Raw genomic sequence first — 21,207 nt, forward strand, 5'->3', positions numbered from 1 at the left:
GGCAGGTGGGTCTCCGGCAGCCCAGACGGCCGCAGCGAACAGCTCGCCCGCCCCCGATCTGGTCTCGGGGCACGCCGTGCAAGAAGAGTCAGGCTGTGATCGATCCCGCGCCTCCACGGCTCCCGCGAAGGGATCACGGACGCACGGAAGCTCGATTCGTCCAGCGCGACGCGAGAAGCCTGACTGCCGATCGCGAGCTTTCTTGCCGCCGACGACCGGCGTCAGCGCCTCCGGCGAGCAGCTTCCTCGTCGTACAGGTCCGAGACAGTGCCGACACCGAACTCAGCCTCGAGCTTGGCCTGCGCCTCAGCGCGGCCCGAGGCGAGGACACTCGCGCGCTCAGAAATCTTGCCTCGGTCGCTTGTGATCATGGCGCGATACGTGCGCGGCTTGGTCGCTGCTGGGCGTGGGGAGCCAGGTCGGTCTCCCGGGAAGCGGCGGACGCCGCCGGCGTGGTGTTCGACGACTAGATCCGACCCCTCCACCCAATAGCGGGCGCCGGCCGGGATCAGCACGGGCTGCGCGAGCATGAGCCAGCCGACGCCGTCGTCCCCGCTCAGGGTCAGCTCGTCGACGAGCAACATTCGGTCGGCGGTCACGCGCTCACTCATCGCTCGAGGCTAGCTCCGAACTGGCATCGCTTGCGCTTGCCGCACCCACTGCGGCCGTTCGCGACGGGGGCGGATCTGCCGCGATTCCGAGTTCTGGCCGCCAAACACGCGTCTTGCGGCCGGACGCGCACACCTGCTCCCAGGAGGGCACGAAGTGCGATGTGCGCACCTCTACAGCTCGTCTCGATAGGTAGGCGTCGCGTGTTACGCACATCGCGGCGCACCTATCACCAGGAGCATCCGCTGCTCGAGCCGCGTGAGGAGGTGGCGCCGTGGTGATGTCGATGCACAAGCTGACCGTCGGGGACGGCTACGCCTACCTGACTAGGCACGTCGCTGCCGGTGATGCCGATCTGTCCCCGGGTGACTCGCTCACCGCCTACTACGAGCAGACCGGCAACCCCGCGGGTCGCTGGCTCGGCAAGGGCCTCGAAGGGCTCGGGAACGGCCATCTGCACGTCGGAAGCCCGGTCACCGAACTGGCGATGACGCAGGTGTTCCGCGACGGATGCGACCCGGTGACCAGTGCACCGTTGGGAAGGCCGCACCGGGCGCCCGCGCCGGGTGAGGGCCGGCACGCGGTTGCCGGCTACGACCTGACGTTCACCGCCCCCAAGTCGGTCTCCGTCGCCTGGGGGCTGGCCGACGAGTCGGCGCGGGCGACCCTCTACGAGGCGCACCGGGCAGCGCTGTCGACGGCGCTGCGGTTCGTCGAGCACTCGGTGATCCGGACCCGGGTCGGCGCGGCCGGCTGTCGGCAGGTCAAAACGCGCGGCATGATCGCGGCCGCGTTCGACCACTGGGACTCCCGCGCCGGTGACCCTAACCTGCACACCCACGTCGTCGTCGCGAACAAGGTCCAGGGACCCGACGGCGCGTGGCGCTCCGTGGACGGCCGCACCCTGCATGCCGCGGTCGTGACCGTCTCGGAGCTCTACGACGCCCTTCTCGCCGATGAGGTCTCGCGGCGGATCGGCGCGTCGTGGTCGTTACGTGATCGTGGGGAGCGCCGCAACCTCGCGTTCGAGCTGGACGGTGTCGGCGAGGATCTGTTGGCCGAGTTCTCCGCCCGCTCGGAGCAGATCCACTGCGCCGAACAGCGCTGGACGGAGGAGTTCACGGAGCGCCGCGGGCGAGCACCGTCACGCACGGAGACCATTCGGGCGCGGCAGCATCTGACCCGCGAGACCCGGCCACCGAAGGTCGTCCGTCCGTTGCGCGACCTGCTCGCGGGTTGGGGCAACCGCGCACGCGTGCTGACCGGGCTCGAGCCGGTCGACCTGGCCGCCCGCGCGCTGACGGGAACCTACGGGCGTCCGCTGCGAGCGACTGATGTCGGCCCGGAGGTCCGGTCGGCGATCGTCGCGCAGGTCATCGACGACGTCTCGACGCGCCGGTCGGTGTGGTCGACCTGGAACCTCGGCGCCGCTGCGCTGCGATCCTCGCTGGCGCTGCGCATGGCCACGCCCGAAGACCGCCTCGAGCTGACGAACGACCTGGCGATCCAAGCAGGCGGCGCGTGCGTACGGATTGACGACGACGCAGACCCGGAGCGGCGTCGCGTTGGCGAGGAGATTTACACGTCGACGGAGCTCCTCCAGGCCGAGCGAGCGCTGCTCGACGCCGCCGAGACGGACCTCCCGATCGGGATCCACCCTCTTGCCGACCGCATCGCCGATCGCGAGCTGTCCGACCTCGCCGACGACCAACGAGACGCGACCAAGGCGGTGCTCGTGTCCCGACGAAGCCTCGACGTCCTGGTCGGGCCGGCGGGCTCGGGGAAGACAACGACCCTGGCAGCCCTGGCTGATACCTGGCGGCTGACGCGTGGTGACGTCGTCGGTCTGGCGCCATCGGCCAGCGCGGCCGCGACCCTGTCCGACACCCTGGGTGCGCGCTGCGAGACGGCAGCCAAGTGGATCTACGAGTCCACGGGCGACGGTGCCGCGCGGCGGGCGTTGCGGTACGAGGCGGAGATGGCCGTCCTTGGCGATCCCACCTCGAGCCTCCTGGATCGTCGCGACGCCAACGATCGGCGCCACCACCTCGCCTCGGATCAGGACCGGTGGCGGTTCCGCCGCGGGCAGCTCGTGATCGTCGACGAGGCTTCCATGGCCGACACCCGCACGTTGGCCGCCCTCGTCGAGCAGGCCTCAGCGGCCGAGGCGAAGGTGCTGCTCGTCGGGGACCACCTGCAACGCGGGGCGGTCGATGCCGGAGGTGCGTTCGGGATGCTCGCCCGCCGCGGCCCCACCGCCGAGCTGCGGACCTTGTGGCGGTTCAGCCGCCCGTGGGAAGCCCGCGCCACCCTCGACCTGCGCCACGGCGACGCCGCCGCCCTAGACGCCTTAATCCAGCATCGCCGGGTCAGCCACGGCACGCACGACGACATGCTCGACGACGCGCTGACCGCAGCGACCGAGGCCGAAGCGCAGGGCCGAACTGTCCTGCTCGCCGCCGCCGACCGGCGCACCGTCAACGAGCTCAACGCCCGAACCCGCGCCGAACGTATTCGCACCGGCGCCGTTCGCACCGCTGGCATCACGCTTAGCGACGGACTGACCGGTGGCATTGGCGATCGCGTCGTGACCCGCCGCAACAACCGCCGCCTACGCACCACCGACGGGTTCGTCCGCAACGGCGACCTCTGGCAGATCATCGATGTCCTGCCCGACGGCGGTCTTCGCATTCGGCCCATCCACGAACCCGCTGGCGCGACGCTGCGGCTCCCGGCGACGTACGTCGCTGAGTCCGTGGAGCTCGGCTACGCCACCACCACCGCCCGCAGCCAGGGCATGACCGTCGACGAGACCCACACCGTCATCACCGCCGGCATGGGCCGCGAAGACCTCTACGTCGCCGTCAGCCGCGGCCGCCACCTCAACCGGCTCTACGTCGCCACCGACCGCCCCGACCCGGATTGCCTCCCGGGCGGTGCGCCCGAGAGCGCCCGCGAGATTCTCGACCGGGTCCTCGCCACGACCCATGCGGAGAACTCCGCCACCGAGACCTGGGCCTCGCACCACCCGGACGATCCGCTGCCGCCGCTCCCGGCGACCCGTCCACAGCCCGCCATCCCGTCGCTGCGTCCACAGATGACGCCGCGCCCCTTGACGTCGTCGCCCCGCTCGGTCCCCGATGGACCGGTACTGGAGCGGTGGTGACCACCCCAACCCACCAAAGGAGACCGACCATGTCGACAACCACGCAGACCGCCGTCACCGCCGCTCGGCAGTACTACCGCGTCAAGGACGCAGCCGCCGTCCTCGGAGTGCCGGTGCGGACGCTCTACCACCTTGCCGAGACCGAGCAGATCCCGTGCCGCCGGCTCGGGACCGTCATCCTCATCCCGGCCTCGTGGGTCGATCGGGAGCCCGCGCAGCCGCGCCGACGCTGATGTCCGTCACCCGGCGGACGCTTCCCTCGGGCACGGTGACCTGGCGCGCGAAGGTCTTCTTCGAGCACCGGGTCATCGCCGAGAAGTCGTTCCAGCGCAAGACCGACGCCAGGCGCTGGGAGGCCGACCAGCTGGTCAAGCTCCAGAGCGGCGCCTGGATCGACCCGAGCCGAGTGTCCTTCGGGATGCTCGCCGAGGAATGGCAGGGCTCACGACAGCACCTCGCCGTCCGGAGCCAGGAGACGACGCAGTTCCTGCTCGACTCTTACGTAATCCCGCTGCTCGGGCGCTTCCCGATCGCCGTGATCTCGGCGACGGACGTCGAGCGGGTGCTGACGGCGATGACGGTTCGCGGGCTGGCGACGGCCACCCGGCGACGGGTCCTGTCCGTCATCCGGCTGGTGCTCGACTACGCCGTCCGCGACCGGCGGATATCGGTCAACGTCGCCCGCTCGATCCCGCTCCCCAAAGGAACGACCAAGCGCGAGCCGCACTGGCTGCGCGCAGAGCAGCTGGGCAAGCTCGCCGACGCGATGCCGCCGAACTGCCGCCCCGTTGTCCTCTTCCTCGGCCTGGCCGGCTGCCGGTTCTCGGAGATGTGCGCGCTGCGTGTCGACGACGTCGTCCAGACACCGCACGGCCTCGGCGTGCGGATCCACCGCGCCGCCCCGCAGTCGAAGCGAACCAGCGGCGCAATCTTCGGGCCGACGAAGACTCACCAGACCCGCACCGTGCCGGTCCCGCCGACGCTCGAGACGTACGTCCGAGACCGGATCGAGACTGCCCCGTCTGGCTCGTACCTGTTTCCCAGCCCGACGGGCGCGATCTGGACGAACACCAACTTCCGGGTCCGCTCCCGCTGGACCGAGACCACACAGACGGTTGGTCTGGCCGGCACGACGATCCACGACCTCCGCCACACCGCCGCCTCGCTGCTGATCGCCGCGGGCGCGGACGTCAAGGCGGTCCAGATGATCCTCGGACACGCCACCGCGACGATGACGATGGACCTCTACGGCCATCTCTTCTCCGAGGCGCCGTGGGTGGCTATGGAGCGAATGCCGCTCTTCCCCGATCCCGATCGAGCACCGGCTGCTGGTAGTGACCTTGGTGGAACTTGACCACGGACCTGCATGCTTCCTCGGCCAAGAGCCAGCCCTGACGGTTCCTCACCGCCGCCGTCTCGCCGAATCAATATGCCGGGCGGATACGAACACGGACATCAGATGCGCGCCACACCTCGCTCGGGCCGGTGATGGTCGAGCATCGAAGTCCCTTGGTCCGGCACTTCCCGCGACTGAGTGCTGCTACGAGGCCGTTGTCCTGCTCGGCGCCCCCACCGCGGCGGCAGGCCGCTAAGACTGCGCTCGATAGCTGCATGCATGGGCGTGAGCCGGGTCGCAGAGCAGGCGACGCGCTCAACGGTGCCCTGGGGCGCGGTAGATCGTCTCGACGACGTCAGCGCCCTTGCGACGTTCGACGGCAAGGACGAAGTCCTCGACGTTGTCGACGCCACCGATGACGCACAACTCGACCACGGTGTCCCTAAGGTGCCGACCACGCCGGCGCTCGCTGAACGGGAACTGGGCGATGGTCATGAATGACTCGGCGCCTCGCGGTGGTGAACTCGGGAAGATGGTCGCGCCGGTGTTCATAGTGGTGAGCCGGATGTTGTCGGCGTAGGCCTCGACAACCCGAGCCGTGTCCAGGACGAGCACGTCGTGCTCGCTCGCCCGGTAGGAGTTTGCGCCGAGCAGTCCGTCGAGGCGATCGGGGTGTGTCCACATGAACACGCGGTCGTTCAGGAGCCCCAGGTACTCCTCGAGCGTGACGTCCGTCAGCTTCAAGTTGTGGAGCATCAGAGGCTTCTGATCGCGAACGGTGATCGCGCCCACCTCGGGGTGCGTGAGGCCGTAGGACCGAGTTCGGCGGCCGGCCAGGATCGCCGTCCGGGTGGCGGAGTCGGGGGCACACGCCTCGACGAGCTGGTTTGTGGTCCGCAGGCCGATCTGCTGAATGCGTGGCCACGAGTCGCGCTCGGCCATGTGGTGCAGAACGGGGTAATGGCGAACCAACTCGTCGGGTGTCATCGGCCTTCTCGTCGGGTCGTGGTTCTCGTGGGCGCAGACGCGCGTAACTACCAGCGGCGGCGGTCGATGACGGCGCGGGTGTCAAAGCGCGTGGTGATGAGACTGACGGGGATACCGGAGACCCGCTCGACCTCTTCGATAAAACGGATGGTCTCGTCAGTGAGCTGGTCGTAGCGCTGGGCCCGCTGATTGGCGACGTCGATGTAGTCCGCGAAGGTCAGGGCGATGTCGGTGGCGCCGTTAAGCTCCACGCTTCGGCGTAACAGGTCCCAGTCGAACTCCGCGATGCGGCGCTGACGATGGCTGACCGAGCTGGTCTCGGTGGTCTGCATCTCCGACAACGGGACGCCACAGCGAGCCGCAAGCTCCTCGTAGGTCAGCTCCTGCGACATTGGCCCGGACGACCCGCCCTCGGTATCGGGGTTCTTCACCCGGATCGGGTACGTGCGGGTTACCAGGATGACGTGACGGACGCGCCGCGGACCGATACCGGCTTCGGCGAGAGTGCCATTCGTAGTTGTGTCGCGGCTGGTGACGTGTGGGTAGTAGCCGTGGAACAGGCTCAAAGCGGTGCCCTGAGTGCCCTCGACCAAGATGCGGTCTCGGTTGCGATACGCCTCTTCAAGGACGTCACGGGCAGGTCGGATGTACGCGGCCAACTCAGGGACGTCCTTCGCGAGGCGCACCGGGATCGGCAAGTCGGCACCCCGCCCGAGGATGCGGCGACTGGCAGCGTGACCGCCTCCCTTGCCGGTCGAGGCGATCGACTTCACGAGATCCGCCTCCGCCTTCAGGTCGCCGGGCTCGATGATCATTACCTGCGGGTCGATGCTCAGCCGGTCGGCTTCGACTCGGCACTCGGCGATCTCCTCCTGCAGCAGAGTGGGGTCGATGGTCGCGCCCGGGCCGATCAGGAGCTTGGCTCGTGTGTTCGCCTGCGTTCCTGAGGGGAGCTGACGGTGGGTGTACGGGGTCGGAAGCGGAACCTTGTGGCCCGCGTTCGGACCGCCGACGCGAACCAGCAGGTCGTACTCGCGGGCCAGGAAGAAGGCGATGTTGCCCTTGCCCTCGCTGCCGTACTGAGCGCCGACGAGGACATCGACCAGGCGCACATCGGCGTCCGGCAGCAAACCGAGAGCCGCCGCTGCGCGGATGAGAACATCGCGCTCGTTGCTTCGCGCGGTGTCGATCGCAACGTCCGCGTCGTGGATGAGCTCGGCGACCTTCTGCTCGGTAGGGTCTTGCGCGACCTCGGCGTAGGAAGCGAGCTCCTTGATGCCGGAGGACTCGCCGCGCTCGCGGTAGCGCTCACTGAGCACCTCCGTCGACGAATGCAGGTGGACGTGGACGATGTCGACGCCAAGCGCATCACGCAGAGCGTCCACCTGCTCCTGAATGCGGATGGCGTCGACTACCCACAGACCGGTCGGCTCGTCGCTCCCCGCCAGGGGACCCAGCTCCGCAGAGGCCTGGCCGGCGATGCCTGCCCCACTTATGCGTGCCGCGACGGCTTCGGCGACCCATGCTCCGCCCGTGGTCTCATCTAGTCGGGTGCCATAGGCCTGGAGGGCCGCCCGTTCGGCCGGCAGCGCGTCGCCCTCGCGTAGCGCCGTCTCCTGCAGCAGTTCCTTCGTGCTGACCAGGTTCGCGCCGTAGCGCCCGGCCAGGCCTCGGGCGAGCGTCGTCTTGCCGGTGCCAACCTGTCCCGAGATCACGACGATCTTGAGGGTCTCCACCGCCTCACGCTCCTTCGGGGCCGACGGGCTGGGACCCCGAAGGGAGGGTGTAGATCACGGTCGGCACGCCCTGGGCCAGCAGAGACCGTTCGATGGCCGCCTCGATGAGGTCCCATCGACCACCACCCTGGCCAGCGCCGATTCTGGGCATGTGCACGGTCGCGGGTGGAGTGCCATGCGACCCGCGAGCAACGTCGGCGAGCTTGTCGAGCGACCTCGCGAGCGCGACGTAGGAGAGGCGCGCCGAGGAGCTCGGCCCGTACCCGGCCTGCGCAACCATGCTGACGACGGTAACGTCGGCGCCGTTCGTCGCCCGTGCCCTCACCGAGTGCACATTTCCGAGGGTTAGGTTGTCCGGGCTGGCGATTGACCAGGCGTGGAACGCCCGGCTGGCGTCGGGGACTACGCGAGCGAGCGCCGCGGCCACCCCGTATCGTCCCCAGGCTCGCGCACTGTCTGAGACGACGTGCGCCAGGACGACAGGGACGCCCTCCGCGGCGGCGTTGACCGCGTCGGCGAGGTCACCCTGGGTGTGAGTCAGTCCCGGGCGCCCTGGAGTGCCCTCGGTCGTGGGCTCGAGGAGAGCCAGAACCCGAGGCAGGAGGCGGCCCGGGTAGGCGGGCACCCCCACGGCCTGGGCGTTGACGGTGACGTCGTCGACCGTCATTCGGCCACGCGCGGTCTGTCCCACGGCGGCGGGAGCTCCGCCGATCTCGTCGGCACCGATCCGGGCACCGCGTTCGACGTTGCCGGTCCAGGCGCGCGAGACGAGGGCATAGTCGCAACGCAGCGGCGAGTCGACGGTGTCTCGCACTCGGCTTAGCGCGGCAAGGGCCATCGGGCGGTCGGTCGCCTGAACGAGCCGGCGCAGGAGCGCCTCGGTCGAGACGTGAAAGCGCGCTCGTTGGGCCATGACGAAGTCGATGTCAGTCGTCGAGTTCACGACGCCTTCGATCGCAGCGGCAGGCATCAGGATCTCAGCCGCAGCCACATTGCAGAGAAGCTCCAGCTGCCAGGAGTCGTCGACTGCGAGCTCCTCCACCGCTCCGGTGCTCGTGCGGTGGCGCGTGTCCTCAGCAGCGTCCGGGAAGAACGCGTGCGCGAGCTCGTGCGCGACGCTGTAGCGGAGCCGGCCGCGCGGTCGGGTCGGGTTGTACTGGATGACCATCGGCGCGCCGGACGAGACGAAACGAGCGAGCGGAGCCGACCCCGGCGTCTGCTCGCGCCTCGAAGGTCCCTCGGCGACGAGTCGCGCGTCTTCGACGTCGAAGTGCGGCTTGAGGGCGATCCCCATCAGCGAGGCAAGCTGGAACGGGTCGGTAGGGGAGCCGACGACTCCTTCATCGGCGGCGCTGAGAAGAAGGTCCGTGACCAGCGTGGAGATCGTGGCTAGTGGGTCGGCGCCACGCGAGAGTCGCTCCACGGACAGATTCGTCCACGTGCGATCTTCGTCGGCGTCGCCGGTCATGGCTGGAGTCTAGGAGCGGCAACCGACAGGCGACGAGGTTCTGAGGGCCGAATTCCCAGGCTCAGCCCGTGGCGCTGCGCGGGCGCCCGCCCGTGGTCGGGTACGGGTTCCCTGCGTCGAACAGCGGGAGTTGCTCGGCGATCACACGACCGACGTTTGGCGGGCGATACCGATCGGACTTGAGCACCTTGCCGTCGTCGCGCAGCACCGGGCGACCATGTGCGTCAAGCTTGCTCATGTTCGATCGGTGGACCTCCATGAGGACCGCGTCCAAGTCGACGCCGTAGGTAACCGCAGATCCGTAGGCGACGTAGATGACGTCTGCCAGGGCATCGGCGATGGCGACAAGGTCCCGCTCCTCGACCGCGTCGGCGAACTCCTCGACCTCTTCCCGGAGTAACCGCACCCGCAGCTGAGCGATCGCGTCTGCAACGTGGACGGTGGGCAGAGGCTCCCGCGGAAGGTCAAACGCAATGTGGAACTCCAGGACCCGTGCCTGTACCTCTCCCGGGGTTGTCAGCGGGCGCACCGGCGTGACCTTGACGGCGTCGGTGCCGTGCGCGGTGACGACCAGCCGCGGACTGGGCAGTGGGACGTCGAAATCCAGCGTGAGCTGCTCTACCCGAGGGAGTGAGACGCTGCCGTCTTCACTCTGGGCTAGGCCACCACGGACCGCCGTGACACGAGACGGGCGGTGCGACCTTGCTGCGATCGACCGTCGACTACCCATGGGGTCAGGTTGCCACAAGCGCGCCGCATCGCTCCATCCCGACCTACCAACATCACACGCCGAGCAGTCGGGGCCCGGAGGCGCCGCGGTCGCCAGGGGCTTTCGGGGGCACCATCCAACAGTCGGCCGTGAACCAGACCGCTGACCACATGCTGACCACGAACCGGACATTGCGGTCGCAACCACCACGCCAGCTGCACGCAAGACCGCGCTGAACTGCACAAACACTTGTGCGCCTGGGCAGATTCGAACTGCCGACACCCGCTTTAGGAGAGCGGTGCTCTATCCCCTGAGCTACAGGCGCGCGGGACGGATGACGAGGATCGATATCGCGGTGGCCGCAAGCGTCGCCGTCGGTAGTCCCGAGCGTCGCCGAGAGTCCCGGAGGCCTCTCAGCGCGGGGTCAGCCTATCGGCCGGACGCGGGCGCGCCGAAAGCGCGGAGCGCATAGCGGGCCGATCCACTCTGGTGGCCGCGTCGCCGCCAGGGCTAGCGTGACAACCCCGACCATCGGAGCTCGGGGCGAGCGCACCACCACGGCACAGCGGCGCACCGTCGCGCACTGCGCCCCGCGCGCGTCGCACGACCGGCCGCGCGCCCTCCCACATCGCGCACGCCGCACCGAAGGACCACCCCCATGACCGCCGCGCGTACCCACGTCCTGCGCTGGATCACCGTCCCGCTCGTCGCCCTCGGCCTGACCGCCCTGGCCGCACCCGCCCAAGCCAACCCGCCGGTTCCGACTCCGCCCACAGGCCCGGCCACCTTCGACGCCGGGCAGGCCTGCGCGTTCCCGCTGACCTACAGCGGGACAGGCGGGTTCACGACCACCCACACCACCAGGCACGGGACCATCACGGCGGGGCGCGGCCAGAGCCTCCCGCTGACCAACGCCACCACCGGCAAGGCGACGACGCTGCCGGCGTCGGGCGTCGTGGACATCACGACCACGCGACCCGACGGGTCCACGCAGGTCGTCGCGCTCGGGGCGCACGTCATCATCCTGTTCCCGACGGACGTGCCGGCGGGACCGTCGACGACGCTCTACAAGGGTCGGGTGGTGTACACGATCGACGCGAACGGCGTGTGGACGATCCTGTCCTCCTCCGGGCCGACCAGGGACATGTGCGCTGCGCTCAGCTGACGCCCCCCGCTCGCCGAGTGACTGTCCGTCGCCCATGGGAAGATCGCCAGATGACGACGGAGCAGAAGCCAGCGCCCGACATCACCAAGAACGCGGACGACACCCAGCTGTGGGTCGAGCGCACGGGCAAGCGCCTCTACACGGGCCGCAACTCGCGCGGGGCCACCGTGAAGATCGGCAGCGTGGGCGTCGAGGACGTGTTCAGCCCGGGCGAGCTGCTGAAGATCGCGCTCGCCGGGTGCAGCGGGCTGTCGGCGGACGCGAAGCTGAGCCACCGGCTGGGCGACGACGTCGACGTGACCATCAAGGTCTCGGGCGAGAGCGACCCTGAAGAGGACCGCTACCCCGCGATCGCCGAGGAGATGGTGGTCGACCTCAGCGGGCTCGACCCGGAGGCCCGCGAGCGCCTCATCACGATCATCCACCGCGCGGTCGACTCGCACTGCACCGTCGGCCGCACGCTGGAGGCCGGCGCGACCGTGCAGCTCACCGTCACCGGGGAGCGTTGATGCCGAGCCTCGTCGAGGCGGCGCTGGCCAAGTCGGTCACCATCCCGTCGAGCACCATCCACGCGCACGTCGAGTCGCTGCGCCGGCGCAACCCGGAGGCGACGCCCGAGCAGCTGGTCCGGCTCCTGGAGAAGGAGTACCTGCTGGTCGTGCAGACCACCGGCGGCGCGGTCGGCGCGACGGCGGCGGCGCCCGCGGTCGGCACGGGCGTCGCGCTCGTGCTCACGGCCAGCGACGTGGCGACGTTCTTCGGGGCGTCGGCGGCGTTCGCGCTCGCGGTGGCCTCCGTGCACGGCATCGAGGTCGAGGACGCGGAGCGCCGTCGCGCGCTGCTGCTGACGACGATCCTCGGCGACGCCGGGACCAAGGTCATCACCGACGGCGCCGAGCTGACCAGCGTCAGCGTCGCGCGCGCCCTGCTCACGCGGATGCCGATGGCCACCGTGCGCAAGGTGAACACGACGATGACGCGCCGATTCGTGCGCACGCAGCTGACCAAGCAGACCGGGCTGGCGATCGGGCGCATCATCCCGTTCGGCATCGGCCTGGTGGTCGGTGTCGCGGGCTCGCGCGCCCTGGGCAAGAACGTCATCGACGGCGCGCGCAAGGCGTTCGGGCCGCCGCCGCTCTCGTTCCCCAAGGTCATCGAGATCGCAGGTCCCGACGACAAGCCGGAGATCCTGCCCGCGCCGCAGAAGCGGCTGCCTGGGCGGCTCAAGAGCCTCGGTTCGCGCAAGACCGCCCAGAAAGACGCGAGCTAAAGACGACCTACCAGCGCGCGTGCACGTGCTGGCGGATCCGGCCGTCGTACACCCCGCGCAGGCCGTCGAGCGTCTCCTCGTCGATCGGCGGCAGCGACGCGGCGGCGGCGTTGCCCACGGCCTGCGCCGCCGAGCGCGCGCCCGGGATCACGACGGACACGCCGGGCTGGTCGATGATCCACCGCAGGGCCAGCTGCGCGGTGGTGTAGCCCTGCGGGGTCAGGTCGGCGACCTCGCGGGCCGCGGCCACGCCGACCTCGAACGGCACCCCGGCGAACGTCTCCCCCACGTCGAACGCCTCGCCGCCGCGGTTGTAGGAGCGGTGGTCGTCGTCGGCGAACTGCGTGTGCTCGTCGTACTTGCCCGACAGCAGTCCCGACGCCAGCGGCACGCGCGCGACGATCCCGACGCCTTCCTGGACGGCCAGCGGCAGCACCTCCTCGAGCGGCTTGCGGCGGAAGACGTTGAGGATGATCTGCACGGTCGCGACGTTCGGCCGGATGATCGCGTCGAGCGCCTCGTTCACGGTCTCGACGGAGACGCCGTAGGACGCGATGCGGCCCTCGTCGACCAGGACGTCGAGCGCGTCGTAGGTGGACTCACGGCGGTAGACCTCCGACGGCGGGCAGTGCAGCTGCACCAGGTCGAGGGTGTCGACGCCGAGGTTCTCCCGCGACCGGTCGGTCCAGGCGCGGAACCACGAGAGCGTGTAGGCGTCGGCGACGTGCGGGTCCGCGCGGCGGCCCATCTTCGTCGCGACCGTCAGACCGTGGCCCGGGCGCGACGCCAGGAACGTGCCGATGAGCTTCTCGGAGCGGCCGTCGCCGTACACGTCGGCGGTGTCGAGGAAGGTGACGCCGGAGTCGACGGCCGCCGTCAGCACCGACAGCGCGGCCTCCTCGCTCACCGATCCCCAGTCCGCACCGAGCTGCCAGCAGCCCAGCCCCACGACCCCGACCGACCGACCCGTCCGACCCAGCTGCCTGCTCTCCATGGACAGCGACGTTACCCGCGCGGACGATGGCCACGTGACGAGCATCCCGATCGACGCGGTGGTCCGGTCCTTCCCCGTGTCGGCGACGGTCGCGTGGGAGCTCGTCGCCAACCTGCGCAACCACGAGCGCTGGATCCCCCTGACCCGGGTCGAGGTCGACGGCAGCACGGTGACGGCCGTGTCGGGTCCGCTGGCGAAGCGCGGCTTCCCCGGGCTCAAGGACGTCATGACGATCGACCGCTACGACCCTCCCGCGGGGACCGAGCCCGGCGTCGCGACGTTCACCAAGGTCGGCCACGTGCTCAAGGGCACCGCGAGCATCGTCGTCGTGCCCGCGGGACCGTCGTCGAGCCGCGTGTTCTGGAGCGAGAACGTCTACCTCGCCGGCCCGCTCCCCCGGCGACTCACCGCGGCAGTGCTCACGCCGTTCCTCGGCGGCATGGTCCGGTACGCGCTGATGAAGGCTCGGCGGGAGGCTCGCGCAACAGATCGCCTCGCTTGACGACGATTGCGCAACGGATCGCGCCCCAGCGCGCAATCCGAGATGACGGACCCGGACTCTCGCGGCTCGTAGCCTTGTGGGAACGACACGCCACGAGGAGCCTCATGACCCCGACCGCCCCCGGACGTACCGACCGCCGCTACCTGATGTGCGAACCCACGCACTACACGGTGTCCTACGAGATCAACCCGTGGATGGACAAGACGCGGTTCACCGACGCCGACCTCGCGGTCCGTCAGTGGCGCACGCTGCGCGACACGTACCTCGAGCTCGGCCACACCGTCGAGACGATCGACCCGATCGCCGGCCTGCCGGACATGGTCTACGCCGCTAACGGCGCGACCGTCCTGGACGGCGTCGTCTACTCCGCGAAGTTCCGCTACGCCGAGCGTCAGCCCGAGGGTCCCGCGTACCAGAAGTGGTTCGCCGACCGCGGCTACGTCACGCACACGGCCGCCGAGACCAACGAGGGCGAGGGCGACCTGCTCGTCGTCGGCGACCTGGTCCTGGCCGGTACCGGCTTCCGCACCGACCGCGCCGCGCACGCCGAGCTCCAGGAGCTCTTCGGCCGCCCGGTCATCTCGCTCGACCTGGTCAGCCCGCACTACTACCACCTCGACACCGCGCTGGCCGTGCTGTCGAGCGACCCGGCCGACCCGCAGATCGCGTACTACCCGCCGGCGTTCTCGGCCGGCTCGCGCGCGGTCCTGCAGCAGCTGTTCCCCGACGCCGTCGAGGCCACTGAGCGCGACGCCGTCGCCCTCGGGCTCAACGCGGTGTCCGACGGCTACAACGTCGTCGTCGCCCCCGGCGCCGTCGACCTGGCCGCGGCCATCGCCGAGCGCGGGTACAACCCGATCCCCGTGGACACCAGCGAGCTGCTCAAGGGCGGCGGCGGCGCCAAGTGCTGCACGCTCGAGATCCGTCCCGCCTCCGGGTCCGGGCGATGACTCTCGTGGAGGTGGCCCCGGCCTCGGTGCTGGCCCACAACTACCACCCGCTGCCGGTCACGCTGGTCGACGGGCTCGGCTCCTGGGTCACCGACACCGAGGGTCAGCGCTACCTCGACCTGCTCTCCGGGTACTCGGCGCTGAACTTCGGGCACCGCAACCCAGTGCTCACGGCCGCGGCGCACGCGCAGATCGACAAGCTCACGCTGACGTCCCGCGCGTTCGACCACGACCTGCTGGAGCCGTTCGCGGCGCGGCTGGCCGCGCTGGTCGGTCCGCTGGTGGCCGGTCCGCCGATGGTCCTGCCGATGAACACGGGCGCCGAGGCCGTCGAGACCGCCATCAAGGCCGCGCGCAAGTGGGGCTACGACGTCAAGGGCGTTCCCGACGAGCGCGCGACGATCATCGTCGCCGACGGCAACTTCCACGGCCGGACGACGACGATCGTCTCGTTCTCCACCGACCCCGACGCGCGCCGCGGCTTCGGCCCGTACACGCCCGGCTTCACGGTCGTCCCGTACGGCGACGCGCAGGCTCTTGCCGACGCCATCGACGAGACCACGGTCGCCGTCCTCCTCGAGCCGATCCAGGGCGAGCAGGGCGTCGTCGTTCCCCCGGACTCGTACCTGCCGGCCGTCCGCGCCCTGTGCACGGAGCACGACGTCCTCTTCATCGCCGACGAGATCCAGTCCGGCCTCGGCCGCACCGGCACCACGCTTGCGTCCGAGCTCTGGGGCGTCCGGCCCGACCTGGTCACGCTGGGCAAGGCTCTCGGCGGCGGGGTCCTGCCCGTGTCCGCCGTGGTGGGCCGCGCCGACGTGCTCGGCGTCCTCACGGCCGGCACCCACGGCTCGACGTTCGGCGGCAACCCGCTGGCGTGCGCCGTCGGCCTCGCGGTCGTCGGCCTACTGGAGACCGGCGAGCTCCAGGCACGCGCCACGACGCTGGGCCTCGAGTGGGGCGCCCGGCTCGACGCGCTGGTCGACGACGGCCTGCTCGCCTCGTCGCGACGCGTGGGCCTCTGGGCGGGGCTCGACGTCGCGCCCGGTCGCTCGTCGGGACCGGCCACGGGTCGCGAGCTGTGCGAGCGGCTCCTCGCCCGCGGCGTCCTGGCCAAGGACACCCACGGCCGCACCATCCGGCTGGCGCCGCCGCTGACGATCGCGTCGGAGGACCTCTCCCTGGCGACCGACCGCCTGACGGACGCCCTCCGCTGAGACCGGACGTCCGGCGCGGCCCAGCTCCCCCCGGCCGGGCCGCGCCGGACGCCCCCCTCTCCTCCCACGTCCGCACATCCGAGCCCCCGGGCGCCCGAATGTGCGGACGCTGCTGCGTCACGGTGCGTGCGCCCGCAGATCCACGCGCCCCAACAACCGAATCCGCGGACGCTGCCATCACCACCCCGTTGAGTCCGAGGAAGCGGCTGCCATGGCCGCCAGATGCTCGACGTCCGCGTGCGGATGCGCAACGTCCGCACTCCAGCGGGTCAGGGCCCTACGGAGTGCGGACGTCCCCGACCCCATCCCGTTGCGCCCGAGGAAGTGGTCGCTGTAGCAGCCAGCTGCTCGGACGTCCCGCTCAGAAGATGCGCAACGTCCGAGCAGGTGGAGGTCAGGGCCTCCATCTGCTCGGACGTTGCGGAGAAGCTAGCTAGCTGAACTTGACTGCGCCGAAGAGCCAGCCGTTCAGGCCGGCGCCGCCGACCGCCATGCTGGACACGTCGGTGCGGCGCATCTGCGCGTCGTGGGACGGCGACCTGGACCAGGCGGAGACCATCGAGGACGCGGACCCGTTGCTCACGCAGGCGACGATGTTGTCGCCGCCCGAGTGCCAGATGCCGCCGGCGTTGGCCATGGTGATCGCGTGGGAGACCAGGCTGCCGCTGCGCGAGACCGACAGCTGCGAGAGGCCGAGCGAGGCCCGGTAGGCGTTGATGGCGGAACCGATCGCCGAGACGCTCGACTCGCCGGCCCCGGAGCCGCCGGCGCCCTTGCACACGAGCCCGCCGGAGGGGATGCCGCCGGTGGCCGGTGCGGCGGGCGCCGACGAGGCGGCCCTCGGGGCGGACGAGCGGGTGGTGGACCGGGTGGTCGTGGTCTTCGCGCGGGCGGCGGCCGCGGCGGCGGCAGCCTCGGCGGCGGYGGCCTGCTCGGCGGCGATCCGGGCGTTCTCGGCCACCTGCCACGCGGTCTGCGCGTCGACGGCGGCCTTCTCGGGCGCGGCGACGCCGGCCACCAGCGAGCGCAGGGACGCCAGGCTCACGTTCGGGGCGGCGAGCGCGGTGCTGACGGCGCCGCTCGAGGCGGCGAGGGCCGCGCGGGGGGCGTMGCCGGCGTTCGGGACGGCGGCGAGGGTCGCGTTGGCGTGGTCGACGGTCGACTGGGCGGTCGCCCCCGCCGCCGCGCGGACGGCGGCGTAGGTGGCTGGCGCGACGATGAGGTCGGTCGTACGCTCGGCGGCGGCGTCGCGGGCCGCGGCGAGCGACGCCTGGTCCACGCGGACGTGCGCCTCGAGGGCGGCGTCGCGAGCCGTCTGGGCCTTCTGGTCGGCGGCGTACACACCGCTGCCGGCGGCCACGGCGAGCGCCATGCCCGCGGCGAGACCGACCCAGACGGACCGGCGGATCGCCGCGGAGCGGGCCGGGGTCGGCTCGGCCTGAGCCTCGACGAGCGGGGACGGCGCGGGGTTCGGGTGTGGCACCTCGCCGACGAGCGGGGTGGGTGCACTGATGACCGACGGTCGCTGGCTCGGCACAAGGTCGAGCCGCTTCTTGGTGTCCTTGTCCACGTCGCCTCCTTCGCTGGACCCCTGCGTGTCTGGCGTGAGAAATGGGGCTTCTAGTCATCTCGGCATCTGCGGCGTCCGCCTTGAGGCAAAGTGCCGCATTTCCGAATCACCCGTTTGGCGTAGTGCGTGCAGGGTGGCACGTCTCGCGGGAGAACACCAAACACGGCGTCCACCGCGATGATGGGGGGCGTGACCGACGACTCCGGGCTCGACGCCCTCGACACCGCGATCCTGCGGGTGCTCGCGCTTGACGCGCGGGCGACGTTTGCCCAGGTGGGAGAGCAGGTCTCGCTCTCGGCGCCGGCGGTGAAGCGGCGCGTGGACCGGCTGCGCGAGCGGGGCGTGATCCGCGGTTTCACCGTCCGGCTCGATCCGGCGGCGATGGGCTGGCAGACCGAGGCGTTCGTCGAGCTGTTCTGCAACGGGTCCACCAGCCCGGCCACGATGCGCGCGGCCGTCGAGCACTACCCCGAGGTGGTCGCGGCGAGCACCGTCACGGGTGACGTCGACCTGGTGGTGCAGGTGCGCGCGCGGGACATGCGGCACCTCGAGCGGGTCGTCGAGAAGCTGGCCGCGGAGCCGTTCGTGGCCCGCACGCGCTCGACCGTGGTGCTCTCCGCGCTGGTCCGGCGCCCCGACGTCCCGCCGGCGCCGGAGGGCTAGCCGGCGACGGCCTCCGCGGTCGCGCACCGGTTGGTGACGACCATGACCGGGCAGTCCGAGTGGTGCAGCACGGCCTGGCTGGTGGAGCCGAGCAGGAGCCCGGTGAATCCGCCGCGGCCCCGGGAGCCGACGACGATGAGGTCCGTCGCCACCGAGAACTCCGTCAGCAGCTCCGCGCCCGTGCCGTCGAGGGCGATCCGCCGGACGGTGGTGCCGGGGTGGTCCACGAGGGCGCGGTCGACGACGACGTTCAGCCCCTCGGCCACGTCCCGCAGCACCTGCTCGTGGTCCACGGCGGCGGGCAGCCACGCGAGCACCCCCGACATCGAGCCCACCGGCACGCCCGCGACGGCGGTCAGCTCGGCGCCCCACGCCTCGGCCTCGCCGATCGCGTACTTCAGGGCGTGCTCAGCCTGGGGGGACCCGTCGACGCCGACGACGATCCGCTTCACGGGCCGCGGCGCGGGGATCGGGGCGTCGTCGGGAAGCGTCTTGCCCGCCTCCCGCAGCGGGACGACGACCGTCGGGCAGTACGCGTGCGCGGGCAGGGCCGACGAGACCGTGCCCAGCAGCCGGTCCGCGAACCCGCCGCGCCCGCGCGTGCCGACGACGGCCAGCCGGACCGCGTGCGACATCTCGACCAGCACGCCCGCCGCGTCGCCCGTGAGCACCTTCGCCGTCACCGGCACGCCCATCGACGACACCCGGTCGGTCGCCTCGGCCAGCACGGCCTTGGCGCCCTCCTGGATCGCGGTGTCGTCCAGCGCGGCGTACCCGCCGTCGAGGGAGGCGGCGGTGAACGACGGGAGCGAGTAGCTGCAGACCAGCCGGACGCCCCACCCGTGGGCCCGCGCCTGCGCGGCGGCCCAGTCGAGCGCGTGCAGGCTCGCGGCCGATCCGTCCACCCCGACGAGGACCACATCGTCGCGCGTCATCCGGAGCCTCCGTGCTCGTCACGAGCCCGCCGTGCACTCGTCCCAGTGTCCTCCTCGGGCGCACCGTTGCACCCGTGGGTACCGGAATGTTGCCATACGTTGGCGCAACGTTGACGTTCGGCCGAACGATGGGACGTGGAGCGCCCTCAGGCCACCACGTACTGGGACCAGAGCGGCTCCGCCCGGACGGACGTGGTGCCGAACGCGACCGACCAGCGCGGCGCCCGCGGCACGAACGACAGCTCCCAGCCGATCTCGTGCAGCAACCGGTCGGCCTTGCGGTGGTTGCAGCGCACGCAGGCGGCGACGACGTTGGTCCACTCGTGCCGGCCGCCGCGCGAGCGCGGGTGCACGTGGTCCACGGTGTCGGCCCCAGCGCCGCAGTAGGCGCACCGGTGGTTGTCCCGCTGGAGCACCGTGCGGCGCGTGGGCGGCACCGGGCGGCGGACGGGGACGTGCACGTAGCGCGTCAGGCACAGGACGACGGGCAGCGGCACCGCGACGTGCTCGGAGTGCAGCAGGCGACCGTCGGTCTCGAGCACGGTCGCCTTGCCGGTCATCACGAGCACCACGGCACGCCGCAGGCTCACGATGCACAGGGGTTCCATGCTGGCGTTGAGCAGCAGGGTGCGTGCTCCGGACGCGATCAGCCCTGGCGAGCCGACCTCGGTGGCAGTCTCACCGACGGCCTCGGTGGACAGCTTCGACGCATTCATGAGCACGGCGTTCTCCCGACCTCGGGGGTCGGACCGGCTGGCTGCCGGCCCGGCGAAGCGAAGCAACAGCGTGGTGCACGGCCAGAGTACGCGACGGCCCATCCGAGACGGGGCGACGGGCCGGTGAACGGGCGAGGCCCCGACGACAGCGATGTCGTCGGGGCCTCGTCGGTCGGGGCGGCTGGTGTCAGCCGATCCGGATGAAGACGGGAGCGCTCTGCCAGATGGCGCGGAACTGGATCGTCTTGCCCGGGCGGGGCGAGTCGATCTGGTCGTTGCCGCCGGCGTAGATCGAGATGTGTCCGGGGCTCCAGATGAGGTCACCCGGCTGGGCATCCGCCCGGGAGATGACCGTGCCGGCCGCCTTGATGCCGCTGGACGTCCGCGGGAGCGAGACACCGAGCTGCGCGTAGACGTACGACACGAAGCCCGAGCAGTCGAAGCCGCTGGGGTCCGAGCCGCCGGAGACGTAGGGCGTGCCGACGTAGCGGGCGGCGATCTCGAGGACCGCGTTGCCGGCGACGGACTGCGGCACGGCGGCCGACGGGGCGGCGGTCGTGGCGACGGCGGCGCGGGCGGTGCTGCGCGAGGCAGCGGCCTTGACCTTGACCGGCGGCGGGGGCGGCGGGGGCGTCTCGGCCGTGACGACCGGGACGTCGATGGTCCACGCGGCGTCGGCCGGGGCGGTGACGACGGGGGCCGTGTTGAGCACGGCTCGGGCCGACGCGGTCAGCGCAGCGGTGTCCACCGCGGGCAGGGCCCCGGTGTCACCCTGCGGTGCGGCGCTGGCCGGCGAGCCGAGCATCGAGACGACGAGTCCCGACGATGCGGCGACGACAGCAGTTCGGCGTCCGACGGTTCCCATCTGGCCCGAGGCGGCTGCAGCAAGCTCGGTCAGTGGCGTCGAAGGACGGCGCGCCGCACGATGGCGGGCGCGAGTAGTGCTCACGGTCACGCGTTGCCTCTCCTGATGCCTACGAGGTCAGCTGTCGGGTTCGGGTGGGAGAACACCCGGCCGTGTCCCCGATCGAGATCGGTTCTCCGGCTTCACCCCAAGGACACCGAACTTCCGGTGCCCGCAATTGGGTCCCCCGCCCCTGCCGGCGGATAGTGCGAACCTCGTGACGGCGGCAGGGTTAGGCGTTCCGCTCGAGGGCTTCCCTGGAGGAGGGTTCCGGAGAAGCAGGTCGAACGTACAGGACACCCGCAGCGAT

Annotated in this window: 20 protein-coding genes, 1 tRNA gene and 1 riboswitch; of the genes, 10 read left to right on the plus strand and 11 right to left on the minus strand. The window is 71.0% G+C overall.

The features are described 5' to 3' along the window. Positions 1-221 precede the first annotated feature (221 nt). The gene (locus AC1DT4_RS04005; protein WP_477088475.1) at positions 222-611 is read right to left on the minus strand and encodes a hypothetical protein; all 390 of its coding nucleotides are present in this window, start codon (positions 609-611) and stop codon (positions 222-224) included. A 278-nt stretch (positions 612-889) separates the two neighbouring features. On the opposite strand from AC1DT4_RS04005, the gene mobF reads away from it, so the two are divergent. The 3 genes from mobF to AC1DT4_RS04020 are packed head-to-tail and all read left to right on the plus strand — an operon-like array spanning position 890 to position 5,129. Beyond that, complete coding sequence (gene mobF / locus AC1DT4_RS04010; RefSeq protein WP_477088545.1) at positions 890-3,775, plus strand: MobF family relaxase; 2,886 nt, start codon at positions 890-892, stop codon at positions 3,773-3,775. Between the two features lie 29 nt (positions 3,776-3,804). Then, complete coding sequence (locus tag AC1DT4_RS04015; RefSeq protein WP_175346810.1) at positions 3,805-4,008, plus strand: helix-turn-helix domain-containing protein; 204 nt, start codon at positions 3,805-3,807, stop codon at positions 4,006-4,008. A 35-nt stretch (positions 4,009-4,043) separates the two neighbouring features. Then, positions 4,044-5,129 carry a tyrosine-type recombinase/integrase gene (locus AC1DT4_RS04020; protein ID WP_477088476.1) on the plus strand — a complete coding sequence of 362 codons (1,086 nt, stop codon included), beginning with the start codon at positions 4,044-4,046 and terminating at the stop codon, positions 5,127-5,129. A 297-nt stretch (positions 5,130-5,426) separates the two neighbouring features. Here AC1DT4_RS04020 and AC1DT4_RS04025 read toward each other — a convergent pair whose 3' ends face one another. The 5 genes from AC1DT4_RS04025 to AC1DT4_RS04045 all read right to left on the minus strand — a co-directional run bounded on the left by AC1DT4_RS04025 (position 5,427) and on the right by AC1DT4_RS04045 (position 10,336). Next, entirely contained in the window at positions 5,427-6,098 is a 672-nt protein-coding gene (locus AC1DT4_RS04025) for a DUF7002 family protein (RefSeq protein WP_477088477.1), read from the minus strand. Positions 6,099-6,145: 47 nt separating this feature from the next. After that, positions 6,146-7,834: an adenylosuccinate synthetase gene (locus AC1DT4_RS04030; RefSeq protein ID WP_477088478.1), complete on the minus strand. Its 1,689-nt coding sequence runs from the start codon at positions 7,832-7,834 to the stop codon at positions 6,146-6,148. 4 nt (positions 7,835-7,838) lie between these two features. Beyond that, positions 7,839-9,302, minus strand: a complete 1,464-nt coding sequence (locus tag AC1DT4_RS04035) for an ImmA/IrrE family metallo-endopeptidase (protein WP_477088479.1) — start codon at positions 9,300-9,302, stop codon at positions 7,839-7,841. A gap of 61 nt (positions 9,303-9,363) precedes the next feature. Continuing rightward, on the minus strand, positions 9,364-9,831 hold the full coding sequence (locus tag AC1DT4_RS04040; RefSeq protein ID WP_477088480.1) for a pyrophosphohydrolase domain-containing protein: 468 nt from the start codon (positions 9,829-9,831) through the stop codon (positions 9,364-9,366). Between the two features lie 432 nt (positions 9,832-10,263). Further along, positions 10,264-10,336: transfer RNA gene (locus tag AC1DT4_RS04045), tRNA-Arg, on the minus strand. A 333-nt stretch (positions 10,337-10,669) separates the two neighbouring features. On the opposite strand from AC1DT4_RS04045, the gene AC1DT4_RS04050 reads away from it, so the two are divergent. From AC1DT4_RS04050 to AC1DT4_RS04060, 3 genes are read left to right on the plus strand one after another with little or no spacing between them, the layout of a single operon-like run. Further along, positions 10,670-11,176, plus strand: coding sequence for a hypothetical protein (locus tag AC1DT4_RS04050; protein WP_477088481.1), 507 nt, complete (start codon positions 10,670-10,672; stop codon positions 11,174-11,176). Between the two features lie 50 nt (positions 11,177-11,226). Next, positions 11,227-11,685: an OsmC family protein gene (locus AC1DT4_RS04055; protein ID WP_477088482.1), complete on the plus strand. Its 459-nt coding sequence runs from the start codon at positions 11,227-11,229 to the stop codon at positions 11,683-11,685. Next, positions 11,685-12,446 (plus strand): hypothetical protein, encoded by a 762-nt coding sequence (locus AC1DT4_RS04060; protein ID WP_477088483.1) that lies wholly within the window; start codon positions 11,685-11,687, stop codon positions 12,444-12,446. Before AC1DT4_RS04055 ends, AC1DT4_RS04060 begins: the two co-directional genes overlap by 1 nt. Positions 12,447-12,453: 7 nt before the next feature. Here the strand turns inward: AC1DT4_RS04060 and AC1DT4_RS04065 are convergent, their stop codons facing one another. Continuing rightward, entirely contained in the window at positions 12,454-13,440 is a 987-nt protein-coding gene (locus AC1DT4_RS04065) for an aldo/keto reductase (RefSeq protein WP_477088484.1), read from the minus strand. 34 nt (positions 13,441-13,474) lie between these two features. Here AC1DT4_RS04065 and AC1DT4_RS04070 point away from each other — a divergent pair, with 34 nt between their 5' ends. The 3 genes from AC1DT4_RS04070 to rocD all read left to right on the plus strand — a co-directional run bounded on the left by AC1DT4_RS04070 (position 13,475) and on the right by rocD (position 16,109). Further along, a complete protein-coding gene (locus tag AC1DT4_RS04070) occupies positions 13,475-13,942 on the plus strand; it encodes an SRPBCC family protein (protein ID WP_477088485.1) in 468 nt (155 codons plus the stop codon). 104 nt (positions 13,943-14,046) lie between these two features. Beyond that, the gene (gene ddaH / locus AC1DT4_RS04075; protein WP_477088486.1) at positions 14,047-14,892 is read left to right on the plus strand and encodes a dimethylargininase; all 846 of its coding nucleotides are present in this window, start codon (positions 14,047-14,049) and stop codon (positions 14,890-14,892) included. Beyond that, positions 14,889-16,109 (plus strand): ornithine--oxo-acid transaminase, encoded by a 1,221-nt coding sequence (rocD, locus tag AC1DT4_RS04080; protein ID WP_477088487.1) that lies wholly within the window; start codon positions 14,889-14,891, stop codon positions 16,107-16,109. Before ddaH ends, rocD begins: the two co-directional genes overlap by 4 nt. Before the next feature lie 433 nt (positions 16,110-16,542). Here the strand turns inward: rocD and AC1DT4_RS04085 are convergent, their stop codons facing one another. Continuing rightward, the gene (locus AC1DT4_RS04085; protein WP_477088488.1) at positions 16,543-17,679 is read right to left on the minus strand and encodes a CAP domain-containing protein; all 1,137 of its coding nucleotides are present in this window, start codon (positions 17,677-17,679) and stop codon (positions 16,543-16,545) included. 180 nt (positions 17,680-17,859) lie between these two features. On the opposite strand from AC1DT4_RS04085, the gene AC1DT4_RS04090 reads away from it, so the two are divergent. Continuing rightward, a complete protein-coding gene (locus AC1DT4_RS04090; RefSeq protein WP_477088489.1) occupies positions 17,860-18,342 on the plus strand; it encodes an Lrp/AsnC family transcriptional regulator in 483 nt (160 codons plus the stop codon). On the opposite strand, the gene AC1DT4_RS04095 is transcribed toward AC1DT4_RS04090, so the two are convergent. The 3 genes from AC1DT4_RS04095 to AC1DT4_RS04105 all read right to left on the minus strand — a co-directional run bounded on the left by AC1DT4_RS04095 (position 18,339) and on the right by AC1DT4_RS04105 (position 20,948). Then, positions 18,339-19,277: a universal stress protein gene (locus tag AC1DT4_RS04095; RefSeq protein WP_477088490.1), complete on the minus strand. Its 939-nt coding sequence runs from the start codon at positions 19,275-19,277 to the stop codon at positions 18,339-18,341. The two genes, AC1DT4_RS04090 and AC1DT4_RS04095, sit on opposite strands and share 4 nt — an antisense overlap. A gap of 146 nt (positions 19,278-19,423) precedes the next feature. After that, positions 19,424-19,885, minus strand: a complete 462-nt coding sequence (locus tag AC1DT4_RS04100) for an HNH endonuclease (RefSeq protein ID WP_477088546.1) — start codon at positions 19,883-19,885, stop codon at positions 19,424-19,426. A 295-nt stretch (positions 19,886-20,180) separates the two neighbouring features. Further along, a complete protein-coding gene (locus tag AC1DT4_RS04105; protein WP_477088491.1) occupies positions 20,181-20,948 on the minus strand; it encodes a C40 family peptidase in 768 nt (255 codons plus the stop codon). 2 nt (positions 20,949-20,950) lie between these two features. Further along, positions 20,951-21,118: riboswitch (cyclic di-AMP (ydaO/yuaA leader) on the minus strand. Positions 21,119-21,207 lie beyond the last annotated feature (89 nt).

It is taken from the genome of Cellulomonas sp. P4_D11, assembly GCF_056401915.1.

Bases quoted from the DNA above. Each gene is read 5' to 3' on its own strand.
- AC1DT4_RS04095 (WP_477088490.1), bottom strand. From the start codon at position 19,277: ATGACGCGCGACGATGTGGTCCTCGTCGGGGTGGACGGATCGGCCGCG.
- AC1DT4_RS04025 (WP_477088477.1), bottom strand. From the start codon at position 6,098: ATGACACCCGACGAGTTGGTTCGCCATTACCCCGTTCTGCACCACATG.
- AC1DT4_RS04090 (WP_477088489.1), top strand. From the start codon at position 17,860: ATGGGGGGCGTGACCGACGACTCCGGGCTCGACGCCCTCGACACCGCG.
- AC1DT4_RS04065 (WP_477088484.1), bottom strand. From the start codon at position 13,440: ATGGAGAGCAGGCAGCTGGGTCGGACGGGTCGGTCGGTCGGGGTCGTG.
- AC1DT4_RS04060 (WP_477088483.1), top strand. From the start codon at position 11,685: ATGCCGAGCCTCGTCGAGGCGGCGCTGGCCAAGTCGGTCACCATCCCG.
- rocD (WP_477088487.1), top strand. From the start codon at position 14,889: ATGACTCTCGTGGAGGTGGCCCCGGCCTCGGTGCTGGCCCACAACTAC.
- mobF (WP_477088545.1), top strand. From the start codon at position 890: ATGTCGATGCACAAGCTGACCGTCGGGGACGGCTACGCCTACCTGACT.
- AC1DT4_RS04005 (WP_477088475.1), bottom strand. From the start codon at position 611: ATGAGTGAGCGCGTGACCGCCGACCGAATGTTGCTCGTCGACGAGCTG.
- AC1DT4_RS04100 (WP_477088546.1), bottom strand. From the start codon at position 19,885: ATGGAACCCCTGTGCATCGTGAGCCTGCGGCGTGCCGTGGTGCTCGTG.
- AC1DT4_RS04015 (WP_175346810.1), top strand. From the start codon at position 3,805: ATGTCGACAACCACGCAGACCGCCGTCACCGCCGCTCGGCAGTACTAC.
- AC1DT4_RS04055 (WP_477088482.1), top strand. From the start codon at position 11,227: ATGACGACGGAGCAGAAGCCAGCGCCCGACATCACCAAGAACGCGGAC.
- AC1DT4_RS04035 (WP_477088479.1), bottom strand. From the start codon at position 9,302: ATGACCGGCGACGCCGACGAAGATCGCACGTGGACGAATCTGTCCGTG.
- AC1DT4_RS04050 (WP_477088481.1), top strand. From the start codon at position 10,670: ATGACCGCCGCGCGTACCCACGTCCTGCGCTGGATCACCGTCCCGCTC.
- ddaH (WP_477088486.1), top strand. From the start codon at position 14,047: ATGACCCCGACCGCCCCCGGACGTACCGACCGCCGCTACCTGATGTGC.